Origin of the sequence: Microbispora sp. NPDC049125 (assembly GCF_040802045.1) — a bacterium.
Taxonomy (GTDB): Bacteria; Actinomycetota; Actinomycetes; order Streptosporangiales; family Streptosporangiaceae; genus Microbispora.
The window spans coordinates 62,603-78,289 of sequence record NZ_JBEZDW010000004.1 but is presented as its reverse complement, the minus strand read 5'-3'; the positions used below and the strand labels follow the sequence as shown (position 1 = coordinate 78,289).

13 protein-coding genes are annotated in these 15,687 nt (G+C 72.5%); 3 read left to right on the top strand and 10 right to left on the bottom strand.

Annotation, left to right across the window (positions count from 1 at the left end; all coding sequences use genetic code 11):
* Positions 1 to 198: 198 nt before the first annotated feature.
* Entirely contained in the window at positions 199 to 912 is a 714-nt protein-coding gene (locus AB0B72_RS06185; RefSeq protein WP_367737256.1) for an MBL fold metallo-hydrolase, read from the bottom strand.
* Positions 913 to 1,213: 301 nt separating this feature from the next.
* The gene (locus AB0B72_RS06180; protein WP_367737255.1) at positions 1,214 to 1,600 is read right to left on the bottom strand and encodes a hypothetical protein; all 387 of its coding nucleotides are present in this window, start codon (positions 1,598 to 1,600) and stop codon (positions 1,214 to 1,216) included.
* A gap of 54 nt (positions 1,601 to 1,654) precedes the next feature.
* Here AB0B72_RS06180 and AB0B72_RS06175 point away from each other — a divergent pair, with 54 nt between their 5' ends.
* Positions 1,655 to 2,101 (top strand): MarR family winged helix-turn-helix transcriptional regulator, encoded by a 447-nt coding sequence (locus AB0B72_RS06175; RefSeq protein ID WP_367737254.1) that lies wholly within the window; start codon positions 1,655 to 1,657, stop codon positions 2,099 to 2,101.
* Positions 2,102 to 2,455: 354 nt separating this feature from the next.
* On the opposite strand, the gene AB0B72_RS06170 is transcribed toward AB0B72_RS06175, so the two are convergent.
* The 4 genes from AB0B72_RS06170 to AB0B72_RS06155 form a co-directional block, all read right to left on the bottom strand.
* Entirely contained in the window at positions 2,456 to 2,782 is a 327-nt protein-coding gene (locus AB0B72_RS06170) for a hypothetical protein (RefSeq protein WP_367737253.1), read from the bottom strand.
* 621 nt (positions 2,783 to 3,403) lie between these two features.
* On the bottom strand, positions 3,404 to 3,766 hold the full coding sequence (locus tag AB0B72_RS06165; protein WP_367737252.1) for a hypothetical protein: 363 nt from the start codon (positions 3,764 to 3,766) through the stop codon (positions 3,404 to 3,406).
* Positions 3,767 to 3,898: 132 nt separating this feature from the next.
* Entirely contained in the window at positions 3,899 to 3,985 is an 87-nt protein-coding gene (locus AB0B72_RS06160; protein ID WP_367737617.1) for a 3-hydroxyacyl-CoA dehydrogenase family protein, read from the bottom strand.
* A gap of 261 nt (positions 3,986 to 4,246) precedes the next feature.
* Positions 4,247 to 5,125 (bottom strand): hypothetical protein, encoded by an 879-nt coding sequence (locus tag AB0B72_RS06155; RefSeq protein WP_367737251.1) that lies wholly within the window; start codon positions 5,123 to 5,125, stop codon positions 4,247 to 4,249.
* Between the two features lie 46 nt (positions 5,126 to 5,171).
* Between AB0B72_RS06155 and AB0B72_RS06150 the strand changes: the two genes are divergently transcribed.
* A complete protein-coding gene (locus tag AB0B72_RS06150) occupies positions 5,172 to 6,047 on the top strand; it encodes a ZIP family metal transporter (protein ID WP_367737250.1) in 876 nt (291 codons plus the stop codon).
* 54 nt (positions 6,048 to 6,101) lie between these two features.
* On the opposite strand, the gene AB0B72_RS06145 is transcribed toward AB0B72_RS06150, so the two are convergent.
* A complete protein-coding gene (locus AB0B72_RS06145; RefSeq protein ID WP_367737249.1) occupies positions 6,102 to 6,731 on the bottom strand; it encodes a TetR family transcriptional regulator in 630 nt (209 codons plus the stop codon).
* Between the two features lie 223 nt (positions 6,732 to 6,954).
* Between AB0B72_RS06145 and AB0B72_RS06140 the strand changes: the two genes are divergently transcribed.
* Complete coding sequence (locus AB0B72_RS06140) at positions 6,955 to 8,739, top strand: protein kinase (RefSeq protein ID WP_367737248.1); 1,785 nt, start codon at positions 6,955 to 6,957, stop codon at positions 8,737 to 8,739.
* Between the two features lie 7 nt (positions 8,740 to 8,746).
* Here AB0B72_RS06140 and AB0B72_RS06135 read toward each other — a convergent pair whose 3' ends face one another.
* Genes AB0B72_RS06135 through AB0B72_RS06125 form a run of 3 tightly spaced genes read right to left on the bottom strand, consistent with a single transcriptional unit; the run spans position 8,747 to position 15,656 of the window.
* Positions 8,747 to 10,258: a wax ester/triacylglycerol synthase family O-acyltransferase gene (locus AB0B72_RS06135; RefSeq protein WP_367737247.1), complete on the bottom strand. Its 1,512-nt coding sequence runs from the start codon at positions 10,256 to 10,258 to the stop codon at positions 8,747 to 8,749.
* A gap of 56 nt (positions 10,259 to 10,314) precedes the next feature.
* A complete protein-coding gene (locus AB0B72_RS06130) occupies positions 10,315 to 11,253 on the bottom strand; it encodes a peptidylprolyl isomerase (protein ID WP_367737246.1) in 939 nt (312 codons plus the stop codon).
* Complete coding sequence (locus AB0B72_RS06125; protein WP_367737245.1) at positions 11,250 to 15,656, bottom strand: NEW3 domain-containing protein; 4,407 nt, start codon at positions 15,654 to 15,656, stop codon at positions 11,250 to 11,252. Before AB0B72_RS06125 ends, AB0B72_RS06130 begins: the two co-directional genes overlap by 4 nt.
* Positions 15,657 to 15,687 lie beyond the last annotated feature (31 nt).

The window sequence follows — 15,687 nt, the reverse complement described above, 5'->3', positions numbered from 1 at the left end:
CGTACGGGACCGCGAATGCGGACGAAGATTAGTTAGGGGAACTAAGTTACCTCCTGCGGATGACATGGACGTTTCCGGGTGGCGGCCATGTGCGGTCATCCCTCCCGGGTCGCGCGGCCAGGCGCCGTCAGCGGCCCCGTCCGGCCGTGGGCCGAAGCGTCGCGGCCCTTCCCGTCTTCCCGGGAAGAGGACGGGCCGTCACACGGCGGGGATGCGGGCGGCGGCGGCTTTGAGCTGCCGGGACGCGTCCCGGGTCAGCGGCTCCCCGTGGCCGAAGCACGCGATCTCGACGTCGAGCTCCGCCTGCCGGCGCAACGACGCGACGGCCCGCGCGGGATCGACGTTGAACACCCCCAGGATCACCTCGCCCGACATAGTGCGGGCGACGGTGTCTCCGGTGAAGAGCACGCCTTCCTCGGGAAGGTGGACAGCGATGCTGCCGGGCGTGTGGCCGGGGACCGCCAGCACCCGTGCCCCACCTCCGAAATCGAGCACGTCGCCGTCGTCCAGCTCGCGGTCGATCCGCACGGGAGTCACGGGGGCGGAGGCGGGCATGCCGGCGCGGACCCGCTCCAACAGGGGCCGTTCCCAGTCGAGCAGGTCAGGCGGCGGCCCGGCCGCCTGTCCGAGGATGAACGGCGCCTCCGCCCGGTGGGCGTGGACGGTGACGTCGCCCCAGGAGGCCACCTCCGCCGCCCCTCCCACATGATCTTCGTGGAAATGGGTCAGCACCAGGTGCCGTACGTCGGCGGGGTGGTGTCCGAGTGTCCGCACCGCCTCCTCGATGGCCTGCGCGGAACCCGGGAGACCGCTGTCGATGAGGGCGAGCCCGTCGTCGTCGCGCCACAGGTAGGCGTGCCCTACGGGGAAGCGGAGGAAGTGCAGGCGCGGTGACAGCTCGATGACGTCCATGCGGCGACGCTAGGCACGGCGGGCGCCGCCGGGCCAGGCGTTACGCCGTGTGCGGATCCGCGCCGGGCGAACGCGCCGGAGAACGCGGGCGCAGCCGGCACATCGGAACCGCATCGGGCGGACAGGCGCGCATCTCGCAGGTGACGTAAGCGGTCCCAGCCGATCAGGTTGGGCCGGGTGCGCAGCAGGTCCCGGGGCTGGGGTCTAAGAACGTCAGGGTGCGCTCCTCCACCCGGACGGTGTGATCGAACAATGACAATGGCCGTCGACACCAGCGTGTCGACGGCCCGGGGGATCAGGTTCAGCGTGCGGCGACGCGGAAGGATTCCCGCATCTCGGGCGACCACAGTGCCCAGGCGAGGGTCGCGAGAAGGAGGCCGTGGACGACCTGTTCGGCGCGGAACCAGACCGGGATGACACCGGGGACGGCGACGTTGACCGCGACCAGGGCGCAGGCGACGAGGGAGATGATCCGGAGCCGGTCATAGGTGCCCTTCGATCCTGCGAGGACGCGCTTGGTCAGGACCAGACAGATCACCGACCCCGCGAGGATGCCGCCGGCCTTGGTCCACACGTTGTCCGCCGGTTCCTGACCGAAGGCGGCGACGGCCATCGTGAGCAGGAACACGCCGACGCCGAGGCCCGCGATGGTGTAGGCGAGCCGCTTGACCAATGTCTTCTTTGTCATGGCTGTGACACTAATTTAATTGCATGCAGCATGCAAGTACCTTAGACTGAAGTCATGCACCACCCCGAGAAACCCGACGAAAAGGACGTTCAGCGCATGGTCGACGTCCTCCTCCTGGTCAGCGACGGCATCGAACGTGCCCGCAGGCGACGACCCAACGCAGGCCTGCTGCGCATGCTGCAACTCATCGCCACGACACAACCCGTCCGCACCTCCGACCTGGCCAAAGAACTCGGTGTCCACCAGTCATCGGTCACCCGTCAGGTCCAAGCCCTCACCGAAGAGGGCAAGGTTCAGGTCCTCACCGACCCGGCCGACCGCCGGGCGAACACCATCACCATCACCGAGAAAGGCCGTGCCGAGCTCGCGACACTGGAACGCGTGGGCCTGCAACGCTGGATGCTGTTCACCGCCGACTGGGCCGCCGCCGAAGTCCAGACCCTCGAACGGCTCCTCACCAAACTCCGCGCCTCGATCGCGGCCGCCAACCGCAGGACGTAACCGGAGACCGGGGCTGAGCAGCAACCGAACGGCCAGATCACGTTAAGGAGCCCGGCCCGCGTCGGCGGCACGCTCCCGCAAAACGGCGCACGAAAGATCGGCCGACAACGGCACTGTCAAACATGTCCTGGGACTGATGTGTCAAAGCATGTCCCGGGACAGGACAATCACTTCTGCCGAATGGCGCTTCCAAGGGGCATGGCGCTTTCAAGGGTCAAGGGCGGCGCTCCGCCCATTCGGGCCGGCGCACACGATGCACCGCCGTATTCGACGCCCGTTCTCTCTCATCGACCCGCCGTCTCCACCGGTATTCAGGTTTGAATTGAAGTAAGATCGCCCGCCGTGCCCTCCTATTTATCGTTTGGCCACCTCTTCGAGGCCTTGGCCGTTCTGCCCCTCTTGATCGCGCTCTTTCGCGCTGCGCTCCCACGCAAGCGCGCAGGCAGGCTTCCTGTTTTTCGCACAGCGTTTCTCGCCAGCGGAGCTCTCCTGCTCCTCTGCCCGACCTTGACCGGTCTGGCGACCTACCTCACGGGCGATGATTACAGCACTGACTACCGAGTGGTATTCGTCTACGTCCTGGAAGGTGCCGGGCTCATGTTCGGCGGCTTGATCTGCGGGGTGGTGGAATGTTGGAAGAACAGCCTCCGGCAGGGACCTCGACTCCAGGATGATCGCCACGCGCAAGAGCCGGACTCCATAGAGGGCTGAGGCCGGTCTGATCGTCCTCGCCCACCATCCCCTGGCGCGCTGCCCGAGTTTCCCAGGCGCCCCCGATGTCCGTCCGGCGCCCGGAGCCGGCGTTCCGGTTCGGCCACCTGACGTGCCTGGTCTGCGGCAAGCCGCAACGGATCCGGGTGCATGGCGTCGCGGGCACCCGCCGACGCGGGCGGCGCGAACTCGTCGTCGGCCCGGTCGGTCTGCCGGTGATCCGGCGCCGGGATCGTGGTGTGGCATGGGGTTACGGGGCGCTCTGTCTCGCTGAACAGGGCGGAGCGCCGGGCGCCGGAAAGATCGCCGCCACAACACGGTCTGTCAGTCCGATCACCGGTCTACGGGATCGGAGACGCGAGGGATCCGGTACGGGCACTCCGCGGCGTCGGAGAAATTCGAGCATGACGCGGATCAGGATGCCGAGGATCACGGTAGGTCACCTACCCCTTGGGTCCTCGACCCGCGAGTAGCACCCGCTCACATCCAGGAGCTCACCTACCGGCCTACCCGTCACCGAATCCCCGTGGCCCGGGCGCCGGCACGCCGAAGCCCTGGCCGGCGGTAGTCGGCCAGGGCTTCGGGCGGACGTCAGATGTCGGCGATCTTGATGGTGGCGTTGCAGACGGTGCCGCTGGCGCTGCGCATGCTGGCCTTGTAGCTGGCGTACACGCCGTGCAGAACCTGGTTCACCCTTGTGTTCGTGCCGCTGGCGATGTTCTTGTTGTTGCTGGTGTCGAACACGCGCCAGGTTCCGGTACACAGGCCGGAGGTGACCACGCGGAGGTCGTGGGCCGCGTTGGCGTGGACGGCGCCGGTGGTGCAGGCCTTCAGCGCGGAGATCGACGTGCAGCTGGAGCTCGCCGCGAAAGCCGGTGCGGCCACCACCAGGACTCCGGCCAGGCCGAGGGCGGAACCCGTGGCGACCAGTCGGCCGAAACGCTTGTTCTTCATCGTTGCTCCTTACCGGGCTTCATTCATTGACGAAACCGTATGGCCGGCCGCGCTCGTTGTGATCCCTGCACCGGCCCTTGACGACCCCTACCGAGGCCGTCAGCAGGATCACGTCCAGGCCGATCATGTCGGTCAGGGTGGCGGGCCCATCGGGTGGCCACAGCCCAGGGTCATGCCGCGGTCGATGTCGGCGGCGGCGGCGAAGCCGGACTCGAGCATCCGTACGGCACCGAGCAGGTGCGGGATGAGCAGCGCGTCGACGACGAAGCCGGCGCGGTCGGAGCGGTGATCAGAGGGAGTGGCGAGGACTTCGCAGGGGTGCGCCCCACCCCGTCAGGTGCTCAGGCCGCGCCGCTCTCGCCTACTCCCTATACGTGCCATCTGGGCACATGACCGCAGTGCGCGTCACGGGAGCGACGGTTGCGCGGAGCCGCCCTTCGTCGCGCCGGCAGCGTGCCGTTGATCAGACCGGCACAGTGCTCAGGCGGGCGCGTTGACGGTGCCGATGCCGAGGGTGCTCTGCGCGGGCAGCAGGCCCGACTCGAAGACCGCGCCAAGCAGCGGCAGATTGAGCTGCGCCAGGCGCTCGGCCTTGTCGGCGCCGAGCGCCCGCCATGGCCCGGCGGCCAGCTCGTCGGTCGTCCGCTCGACCTGGTCCCGCAACTCGCGGCCCGCTTCGGTGGCCACGCCGTCGCCGTCGACGAGCCCGCGCGCGGCCAGCCGCTCACGCGCGGCCTCCCATTCGTCATCGGTCCAGCCCCGTCCGGCGAAGTTGGCCACGGGAGCGGCGCCGATCGCGGCGAAGGAGACCAGCGCCTCGCAGCCGTCGAGCCCGGCGGCCAGCAGCGCGGCCAGGTGACCGTCTCCACGGTGCTCGCGCAGCACCGTGTACGCCTGCCAGAGCACCAGATGCGGCTCCCGCGGCCAGGGGAGGTCGAGGTTGGCGGCGGCCAGCGGCCGGCCCGCGACGGTGACGCCCTCGGCGGCCCGCCGGGCCAGATCGGCGGCCTCCGCCACGTCATCCCGCTCCGCCACGTCCGGCAGCAGCGCGCGGAACGTGCGGTCCACCGCGCGCAGCCGGGCGGAAAGCACCTGATCCGGCCTCGCGACCGACCAGACCGCCGGAACGTGCTGGGCGACCGTGGCCGGGCTGAAGCTGTAGAAGGCCGCACCGACCAGGCCGGCGCCCGCAGCGCCGAGCGGCGCCGCACGCCACGCGAAATAGCTGGGCCAGCGCGACTCCACGTCGTACCCGAGCGCCCGCGCCTCGTCGAAGGCCTCGGGGGCGAAGTACAGTGCCGCGTGGACCGGCTCGATCTGGTGCCACATCCGCCGCGCGAGAGTTGAGAACTCCGACATGCTCACTCCGTTACTGGTCAATGCGATTTCGGCAGTCACCATAGACGTGGGCCGGATCCATGGTCAACTGTCGCCGGTGGTCGGCGACCTGACGGCGCGGCTGGTCACGCCCGCCTCTCCCGTACAGGCGGAGCAGGCCGCGAGGGCCACAGCGTCCCTGCCCGTCCTGCCGGGGTGGGCTCAGGCGGGCGGCTGGGGGTTGCTGGCCGGGAGCGCCCTGCTCGTGGGCGCCGCGCTGGGCTTCCTGGCGCGGGTGCCGCAACGTCTGATCGCGTCGGTGATGGCCTTCGGCGCGGGCGTCCTGCTCTCGGCGGTCTCGTTCGAGCTGATCGCCGAGGCGCACCGGCGGGGCGGGCTCGTCCCCACCGTCCTCGGCGCGGTCACGGGCGCGGTCCTCTACACGGGGTGCAACGTGCTGCTCGCGAGGCGGGGCGCCCGGCACCGCAAGCGGTCCGGCGGCCAGCAGCCGTCGGAGGAGGAGCAGAACGGCTCGGGCTCGGCGATCGCGCTCGGCGCCCTGCTCGACGGCATCCCGGAATCGATCGTGATCGGCGTCAGCCTGCTCGGCGGAGGGGCGGTCAGCGTCGTCACCGTGGCCGCGGTGTTCATCAGCAACGTCCCCGAAGGCCTGTCCAGCGCGGCCGGCATGCGCAACGCGCACCGCACCCCTCGCTACGTGTTCGGCCTGTGGTGCGGCATCGCCGTCGTGAGCGCCCTGGCGGCCGTGGCCGGATACACGCTGCTCGGCGGCGTCTCCGGAGGCGTGCTGGCCGCCATCACCGCGCTCGCCGCCGGCGCGATCCTCTCCATGGTCGCCGACACCATGATCCCGGAGGCCTTCGAGAACGCCCACCTGCTGATCGGGCTGATCACCGTCGCCGGCTTCCTGACCGCCTTCACGCTGTCCCGGGCGGGCGGCTGACGCCGGACCAAGCGCCGGACACGGGATGACGACGCCGAACGAGCGGCCTCTGGGTCACCGCCCCGCCGTCGCCGGCGTGGCGGAGGCGCCCGGGTCGCCCTGGAGGGCTCCGGCGATGACGTCGACGAGGCTGTCGACGACGGTGGCGCGGTCGAGCCGGGGGTTCTCCAGCCACCAGTCCCCGATGGCCTGCACCATGCCGACGAACGCGTGGCCCAGCACCTGGGCGCGGAGGGGATCGGCCACGCCCCCCTCGCCGAGGACCGCGCCCAGCTCCTCGCCGACGCTGCGCACGATGGCGGCCATCTGCGTGTGGGTGCGGCTGTCCTCCGCGCTGGCCCGGTGGAACAGGAACCGGTAGAGGTTGGGGTTCGCCGAGATCGTGTCCAGGTACGCGCTGATGGTGGCCCGGGCCCGCACGCGGGGGTCGGCCATGGCCTTGGCGAACTCCGGCCGCAGGAGGTCGATGACGATCCGGGTGTGCCGCTCGGCGAGCGCCTGGTACAGCCCGCTCTTGTCGCCGAAATGCCGGTAGAGGATGGGCTTGGTGATCCCGGCCTCCGCCGCGATCGCGGCCATCGACGCCTCCGGGCCCTCCCTGCGGATGACCCGGTCGGCCGCGTCGAGCAGCTCCTGACGGCGCTCCGGGCTCCGGCCGCCGTGATCCGCTGTGCCGCCCGTCATGAGCCCCAGCATAGGGGCCGGTCCGTCCCCGTCCCGGCGTATCGCCACCACCCGCCGCGCGCCGCCCGGCGCGTGCGGAGCACGGGTCCCGGCGTCGTACGGGCGGGGGCCCGCCGGACGGCCGGGTGACGGTCCGGGGACGGGTCTCCGCGGGCGGCGATCACGGGGCGATCCCTCCGGTAATGTGCCGGACGCGGGTTTCCGCCAGGTCTGGAGGTGTCAGGTGGGCGAGGCGGGCGGGCCGCTGGTGCCGGGCTACGAGACGCTCGGGATCCTGGGCCAGGGCGGCTTCGGGGTCGTCTACCGCGCCAGGCAGCTCGCGGTGGGCCGCGAGGTCGCCCTGAAGGTCGACAACCGCGTGCTGGTCTCCGACCGTGACCGGCGGCGGTTCATGCGCGAGGTGACCTCCGCCGGCGCCCTGTCGGGGCATCCCCACGTGGCCGACGTCTACGACGCGGGCGTGCTGCCCGACGGCCGGCCGTACATGGTGCTTGAGCTGTGCCCGAACGGCTCCCTGGCCGACCGGCTCCGCGAACGGGGGCCGATGAGCCCGCGGGACGTCCGCGACGCGGGCATGAAGATCGCCGACGCGCTGGCCGCCGCCCACGGCCTGGGCGTCCTGCACCGGGACGTCAAGCCCGCCAACATCCTCATCAACTCCTACGGCATGGTGGCCCTGTCGGACTTCGGGCTGGCCACCATGCCGGGCCAGGGCGGGGCTCGGGACGAGGTGTCGGTCACCCGCGAGTCGCTCACCCCCGCCTACGCCCCTCCGGAGGCCTTCGACCTGACCGAGCCGACGGCCGCCGGGGACGTCTACTCGCTCGCCGCGACGCTCTACGCGCTGCTGTCGGGCAGGCCTCCGCGCTTCCCCGAGAGCGGGGTGGTCAACATCGCGGTGATCATGGCACTGCACCGGCTGCCCGTACCCGACATCCCGGGGGTGCCGCCGGCGCTGACCGCGGTCTTACGCCACGGCATGGTGAGCGACCCCGCACGGCGGCTGCCGACGGCCGCCGGGCTCAGGGACGCGCTGGCGGCGCTGGAACCCGACGGCTCGGGCGCCCCCGCGGCCGCCGTCCCCGGCCAGCGGCCTCCCAGCTCTCCGCCCTCCGGCGCGTACGGCCCGCATGTGCCGCACTCCCCCGCGTACGACGTGGCGGCCCGGGTGCCCGAGCAGCGGCATCCGTCGGGGCCGGGCTCCCACGGGACCATTCCTCCTCCGCCCCACCTCGGCACCGGCCGGGGAGCCGTGCGGGACCCGCGTGACCTCCGGCGCGCGGCCACGTCGCCGCCCGGCGCGGGAGCCGTACGGGACCCGCGGGATGCCCGGCGGGCCGCGACCTCGCCGGGCGGGGCGGCCACGCGTCCACCGGCGGACCTCCCCGGCGGCGGGTCGAGGCATTCACTGGTCTTCGGCGCCGTGACCGCGGCGTTCGCGCTGCTCCTCGCGGGAGGGCTCGCGGTGATGCTCCTGGAGGGCCGGGCGCCGGGTGCCCAGCCCTCCGCCCGCCCCACCGCTCACCCCACCGTCCAGGAGACCTCCGGAACGGGTGAGCGGACGGCCACTCCTGCCGCCGTGGACGTCGGCGTGCCGGCCACGACGCGCGGCTGCCCTGCCGCGCAGGTCCGCGGGGCGGGCGCCGCCTGCGTGACCACGGCCGAGTGCTGGGCCGGCCTCGTCTCCGTCGCGGGTGACGTGACGGCCCGTCCGGTCGCCTGCGGCCGGACGCACGCGTGGGAGACGTTCGCGATCGCCCGTCTGCCCGCGGACCTCACGAGCAGCGACGAGGACACGGTCGCCAGGAATCCGACGGTGGCCGGGCTGTGCTCGATGGCGACCCTGCTGCGCTCGCGGCGCGGGCAGGCGGCCTCCGTGGCGGCGGGCCGGTGGAGTGCCGAGGTGCTCCCGCCCAGCGCCGCCAGGTTCGCGGCCGGCGACCGCACCTACCGCTGCGTCGGCCGGGTGACCGGGGAGGACAGGGCGGGCAGCTCGTTCCACGGATAGCCCGCGGTCAGTCGCCGCCCACGAGGGAGGCGAGGGCGCCCAGCTCCGCCAGGGCGTCGCGAAGGTAGTCGATGAGATCCCACACGTCAGGCACCATGTCGCGGTCGACCACGATGCCGAAGTCGAGACCGCCGTCGTAGGAGAAGACGGTGATGTTGATCCCGCCGCTCACGTCGGTGATGACAGACATGGGGTACTGGGCCAGCACCCGTGCCCCGCAGACGTAGAGCGGCGACTGCGGCCCCGGCACGTTGGAGATCATCAGGTTCATCGCGGGAGCCCTGCGGGAGGCGAGCCGGAAGGCGGATCGGGCGGCCAGGGCGTTGAGCGCGGCGGGCATGGCCGCGCTGAACTCGAGGATCCAGGTGGCCGGCGCCGCCGCCAGCCGTTCCTTGACCAGCCGCATGGAGTCGCTCACCGACCGCAGCCGCTCCTCCGGGCCGGCGACGTCGGTGGGGATCGTCGTCATCGTGAGGGTCACCTTGTTGGCCGCCGGGCCGTTCACGCCGTTCGAGCCGTTCACCGGCATCTCCCTGGTCGAGAACGGGATGCCGACGACGAGCGGCACCTGGGGCAGCTCGTCGCGCTTGGCCAGCCAGCGGCGCAGCGCGGCGGCGCAGATCGCCATGACGACGTCGTTGACGGTGACGCCGAAGGCGTTCTTGACCCGTTTGACCTCGTCCAGGGACAGCTGCCCGAACGCGAAGCGGCGGTGCTGGGAGATCCTGCCCGAGAACGGCGTGCGCGGCACCGCGATGCGCGGCAGGCCGGGCAGCCGCTCGGCGCCGATCCCGCGGACCAGCCGGGACACCAGCCCCGCGCCGGGGATCTGGGCGATGACCGGCACCTCGTCCAGCCGGGGCATCGCCTCGGCGACGAAGCGCAGCAGGGCCAGCGGGTTGTCCAGGACGCGGGCCACGCCTCTGATCAGCATCTCCACCGCGTCAGGGGCGTCCCCCTCCGGCGCGTCCTCGTCGTCGTACGGGGACGAGCCGTCGTACGCGGGGACGTCGGGGGGCGGCGCGGGACACGGCTTCGGGTCGAAGTCCATCAGCGCGGCCAGCACCTCGGCCCCCGTGACGCCGTCGATGGCGGCGTGGTGCACCTTCGTGTAGAGCGCCACCCGCCCCCCGGACAGGCCGTGGATCAGGTACAGCTCCCACAGAGGCCTGCGGCGGTCGAGCCGCTGCCCGTGCAACCGGGCGACCTGCTCGGCGAGCTGGTGGTCGTTCCCCGGCGAAGGCAGCGCGAGCGCCCTGACGTGGTAGTCGAAGTCGACGTCCCGCTCCTCCACCCAATAGGGGTGGTCGAGCCCCAGCGGCACCTCCACCAGGCGCCGTGTCAGCGGCGGCGCGAGGTGCAGCCGCCCGCGGAGCAGCGTGACCAGGCTCTCCCGGGTCACCGCGCCGCCCGGGGCCCCCGAAGGATCGAGGATCGTGAGCCCGGCTATGTGCGCCAGGTTGGTCGCCGTCTCGAAGTTGAGGAACTGCGCGTCGAACGCGCTGAGCTGCTGTCCCATGCCTAGTCTTTTGCCCCTAATCGTCACTATTGGACCGTCGTGTCCGGGCTGCGTCGTCAGTGCCGATGGGTGGCGTCGGTGTGCGCCGGATCTGCCGGATGCTCGTACCCGGGCATCAGCCGCACGGCGGCCTGACGGCCGTCGAGCCAGCGTGCGAAGGCCCGCTCCCGGCGCGCGTCGCCCAGCTCGCGGCGGATCCGCTCACGCACCGCGTCGTACGGCTCCCGCCCGCCCTCCTCGACCCGTTCGACGACCAGCGTCCAGGGGCCGCCCGGTCCGTCGACCGGGCCGACGGTGTCGCCCTCCCTGGCCGAGAAGACGGCGTCCTCGATCGGCCCTTCGATCTCGCCTCTCCTGATGGGCCCGAAAGGAGACGCCCATCGCGTCTCCGGACTGGTGAACCGGTCGAGGTTGCGCCGGTAATAGTCGCGGACCTCCTCCTCAGGCGGCTCGCACCCCCCGGCCACCGTACGGCACAGCGCCCGCGCGAGGGGCGAGGCCGCGAGCACGGCCGCCGCCACCCCGCCCGTGCGGAGAGCCGCTCCCAGCGTCAGCGGCCCGGCGGGCCACTCCGGCCCACCTTGCCCATCGTGCCCGCCAGAAGCCCCACCCGGCCCGCCAGAAGCCCCGGACGACCCGACGACCCCGGACCGCTCGTCCCCTTCGGACAGGTCGAAGGCCCAGGACGGCAGGACCCCGGACGGCTCGGAGACATCGGCGTCCCCGGCCGGCTCGGGGAGGACCCCGAGGCGGGCGGCCTCCTGCTCGACGATCAGCTCGGCCGCCATCACCTGGACCAGCCAGCGGCGCAGGTTGCGTCCCTCGGCGGTGCGCGGATCGGGTAGGCGGCCGGCCAGCGGCCCGCTCCTGAGCCGGCCCAGGCGTGCCTCCACCTCCACGACCGTGACGGCCCGCTCCCCCACGACGGCCGCGATTTCCACGGAGCCGCACGCGACCGGAGCGGCCGGAGCGGCGTGGTGCGGGTGCGCGGTCATCGCTCGACTTCGATCTCGATGCTGTCGGTGTAGTGCAGCCATCCGGCGCAGGCCACCTTGACGACCGCCCACCATCTGCCCGGCCTGGCGCCCCACGGGGCCCGGACGGGAAAGCGGACCTCCGCCTCCCCCGCCGCCGGGACGACGGCTCCGGTGTTCCAGACCGGGAACAGGTCGAAGGTCTGCCAGGGGCTGATGAGCTGCACCTGGGCCGGCATCGGCGACAGCGCCTCCGACTCCAGCCGGACCACGATCTCCGCCTCTCCCCCCGGCGGCAGCCGGACGGTAGGCGGGGCGCCCACGCCCTCCAGCGACACCGACAGCCCACGAGGATGGCGCCCGCCGACGTGCAACCGGGTGACGTCCTCGAACGTCTGCCCGCCGAACTCGGTCGACGCCCTCAACAGGTGCAGCCCTCCCTGGAGGTCCAGCGGAGGCGTCAGCCGTACCGGGACGCGGGCGTGACCGCCGGGGGGCAGCGCGTAGGGCCGGACGGCGGGTTCCACCGTCCAGCCGTCCGGCGGGGTGAGCACGACGACGCCGGACGCCTTGTCATCGGTGAGGTCGGACGCCACCGTGAGCGTCAGCTCGACAGGCCCTGTGACGTCGAGGTCGGCGCTGGACAGGTGGACCGCCACGGGGAGGTTCCCCATCGGCGCCGGCCCGGTGTTGTTGAGCCAGTACCGGGTGAAGACCGGCTGGTGCGGCTCCGCGTCCGGTGCCATCGCACCCCGGGCCCGCCACGACTCACTCCCGGCCCGCCCCGGCTCGTCTCCGGTTCCCGCGCCGACCGGCTCGCCCTCGCCGTCGCGCACGACTGGCCCGCTCTCGGGAACCCGCGCCGCCCACCTCGCTCCGAAGGCCACCGGCGTGGGATCACCCGGCGCAGGCTCATCCCTGACGCCGGTGGACGGCGCTCCGTCCGGTTGGAGGGGCGCGGTGAGTGTGACGATCTCCATGCCTTCCAGGGCGCCGGGAGCGGCGCCCGACGGGATCTCCAGCAGGTCGGCTCGCCGCCACGGCCCGGCGGGCAGCGCGGTCGTGATCGCCAGCGGCGTCCCGCCTCCGCCGGCCTCGTAGAGCCGCGCCGTGATCCCCGTGACCGGGCCGGGGAGGCGGCCGGAGGCCAGCGGGCTCCCGGCGCGCTTGAGTGCCGTCAGGACCAGCCCCGGCCCGGTCTCCAGGAACGACCGCGCCGCGTCCGGCTCCGCCGCGGTGCTCTCCGCCGCACCTTGTCCCGGCACCAGCGGGAGCAGAGGGTGATTGACGTCGTGCCCGATCCGTACGAGATCGGCGTCGCGCCAGTCACCGGGAGCGGCGACCAGCGAGCATTCGAACGAGTGCGTCCAGTGCTGGAGCTGGAAGTTGGAGCCGTCGGGCGCGGTGCGGCGCGGCGGGTCGATCCAGATGCCGGACGGCCATCCCGTGCACGACCGCATCAACGACAGGTGGAGCGCCCCCGACGGGTCGACGGCGAATCCGGGGACGCCCCGGTTGACGATGCCCACCGTGTAGTCGTCCAGGCCGGGCTCGACCGGCTCCGCGCCGGGCTGCACCACCTCGATCGTCGCGTCGCCGAGGTCGTCGATCAGCTCCTCGACCGCGCCCTCCCCGCAGACGATCAGCACCGGCAGCGCCCGCGTCCCCGTCAGGTCGGCGCTCGGCACCCACACCTTCTCCAGCGGCTCCTCGGCGGGGATCCACAGGCGCACCCGGCCCCGGGCGCCGAGCTGCTCGCGGAGCAGGGCCGCCGCCGCGTCGTCCAGCACCTCGGCCACGAACGGGTTCTCCTCCGGGGTGCCGACCGCGATCCGGACGTCGGGCAGGTTGGAGTCCACCGCCAGATCGCCGTACCGGGGCCCGGGGGCGGTGGAGCACGTCGAGGTCACGCCCTGCCGGACGAGGGCGACCGCCAGATCACGCGAGGACGCGCCGGAGGAGGGCGCGATGATCTCCGCGACGCCGATGGCGCGGGTGCCCGCGTCGCGCCCGCCGGGGGTGCGCACGGCGACGCGGGCGGTGGACGACAGGGCGAACCAGTTGTGCGCCGGGTTGTCGAGCGTCCACGGATGCTCGGCGGAGTCCACGTCGATCAGCGCGAAGCCTCGGCCGATCACGGCGTCGCCGACCTCGCTGACCGGGAGGGCGCCCGGCACCGCGACCGGCCAGCGCAGCCGCAGCAGCCGGTCCGCGCCCTCGAACTCGTCCACGTGGGTGGTGAGGCCGACCCGGGCGAGGCCGTCCCACAGCGTGATCTCCTGGGTGTAGGCGACCGGGCCCACGTGGCCGGTCACCGTGATCCGCCGCCCCGCCGGGCATCGCTCGGCCGTCACCTCGGCGTGCGACCCGGCGGAGCCCGTCACCCCGCCGCTGGGCACCAGGTGCCACGGGCCCTCGTGGAAGCGCGGATGGGCCGGGTGCTCGTCGTAGACCAGCAACTCGTTGCCCACCCGGCCGCGCTGGAGCAGCTCCCGGCCGTTGACGCGGAGGCTGGACACCGCGCCCCCTCTGGCCGGGTCGACCTCGACCACGTGGGTGGCGTTCTCGATCCGGGTGCCCTCCTGTGCGGTCCAGCCGATCGGGGACGGCTCGGACGTCGGGACGAGCCGGAACGTGCGATACCCGAGCGCGGGGACGTCCCTCGCGACGAACACGGCGTCCACGGCCGCCAGGCTGCCGTCCGGATGGCGCTCGGGATGCTCCAGCAGCAGGCCGCTCCCCTGCGCGTCGAGGACGACGCCGTACGAGCCGGGCTCGGGCAGCGACAGCCGTACGCGGACGAGGTCGGTGCGCGGCCAGGAGGACGGGTTCCAGACGGCGACCCCGGGCAGTCCGGCGCTGAGGCGGCGCAGAGAGGCGTCGAGGACCTGCCCGCCCAGGTCGTACGCCTCCCGCCAGCCGGTGAGCAGGTCGAGGTAGACCTGGTCGGACTCCGAGCCGGTGATCGCGTCGTGGTGCGCGCCGTACACGAGCTGCCGCCACGCCTTGTCGAGCGCGGCGTCGGGGTACGGCGCGCCGAGGACGGCGGTGGCGATCGTGGCGAGCTTCTCGGCGTCGGCGAGCCGGGTCTCCGCGTGCCGCTGGGCCTGCTTGGTGTCGATGAACGACACGTCCTTGCCGGTGTAGATCGGGTTCATGTCCCGGGTCTGGGGCGACAGCTCCACCGCCTCGGCCCGGACGGCGGCGAAGAACTCCCTGGGCAGCCCGCAGACGAACCTCGGCGAGACGTACCGGTCGTTCCAGTCGCGCTGGATGTCCATGATCCACTTGTTGGGCGGGGTGTAGTCGGTGCCGACGGGCAGCAGGACGTTCCGGGTGGCGGCGACCTTCTTGAGCAGCAGGAACAGGGCGTAGACCGCGGCCTCGGCCCGCTCCAGGGTCGGCGCGGAGTCCATCCACCACCCGGCGCTGTAGTGGGCCGGCATGTAGTGGGTGAGCACCCCGAGCCCCGACGGCGCCAGCCATTCGAACTCTGACGGGAACTGCATGACGGACGGATCGTTCCACCCGTCGCCACGGAGCATCGGCCCCCACTGGTGGAACGGCCCGCGCGCCCACGAGCTGGAGCCGAGCCCCGCCGCGGCGATCAGCCCGGGGAACTGCGGGTCGTGCCCGAACGCGTCGAGCTGCCAGGCCGTGCGGGGATCGCCGCCGAGCACGTCCCGCTGAAACCCGATCCCGTGGACGATGTTGCGGATCGTCGACTCGGCGCCGGTCAGGTTGGTGTTCGGCTCGTTGTGGGTGCCGCCCATGATCTCCAGCCGGCCCTCGTGGAGGAGTCGCCGCAGATGGGCCCGATCCTCCGGATGGGCGTCCCAGTAAGGCTTGAGGTAGTCGACCTCGGCCAGCACGAACTTGTAGCCCGGCTCCCTCCTCGCCGTGTCGAGGTGCAGCCGGACCAGCTCGAAGCCCGCGTGCTGGAACTCCGAGCGGCTGGCCTGTGCCCAGCCGCCGGCGTCGTCCCACGTGGCGGTGTAGGCGGCCTGGGTGTTCCACCAGACGGGGTCGTAGTGGAAGTGCGGCACCATCCACACGGTCCATCCCGGCTCGGCGACGACCAGCTCGCCGGTGGCGCTGTCCTCGCCGCCGTCACCCCCCGCCCGTACGGTGAGGGGGATCCGCGTGCCGGGGGCCTCGGCGGTCTCCACGGGGACCTCGACGGCGATCGCCTGGACCGGGGCGCCCTCCCGGGCCGGATGGTCGGCGGCGCGGTAGCGGGCGGAGCCCTCCACACCGGGGCCCTCCACCCGGATGGTCACATCGGCCGGCGCCGCCACAGGAGGGTGGGCCGCCGCAGGAGACTGGACGGTCGCGCCGGAGGCGGCCGGTTCGAGGATGACGCGGACGATCTGGCGAGGTCCATCGACGAAGAGCTCGGTGGACTCGACGGCGGTGATGCGCAACTGCGGGCCCCTAACAGGTGACGACGGCGAA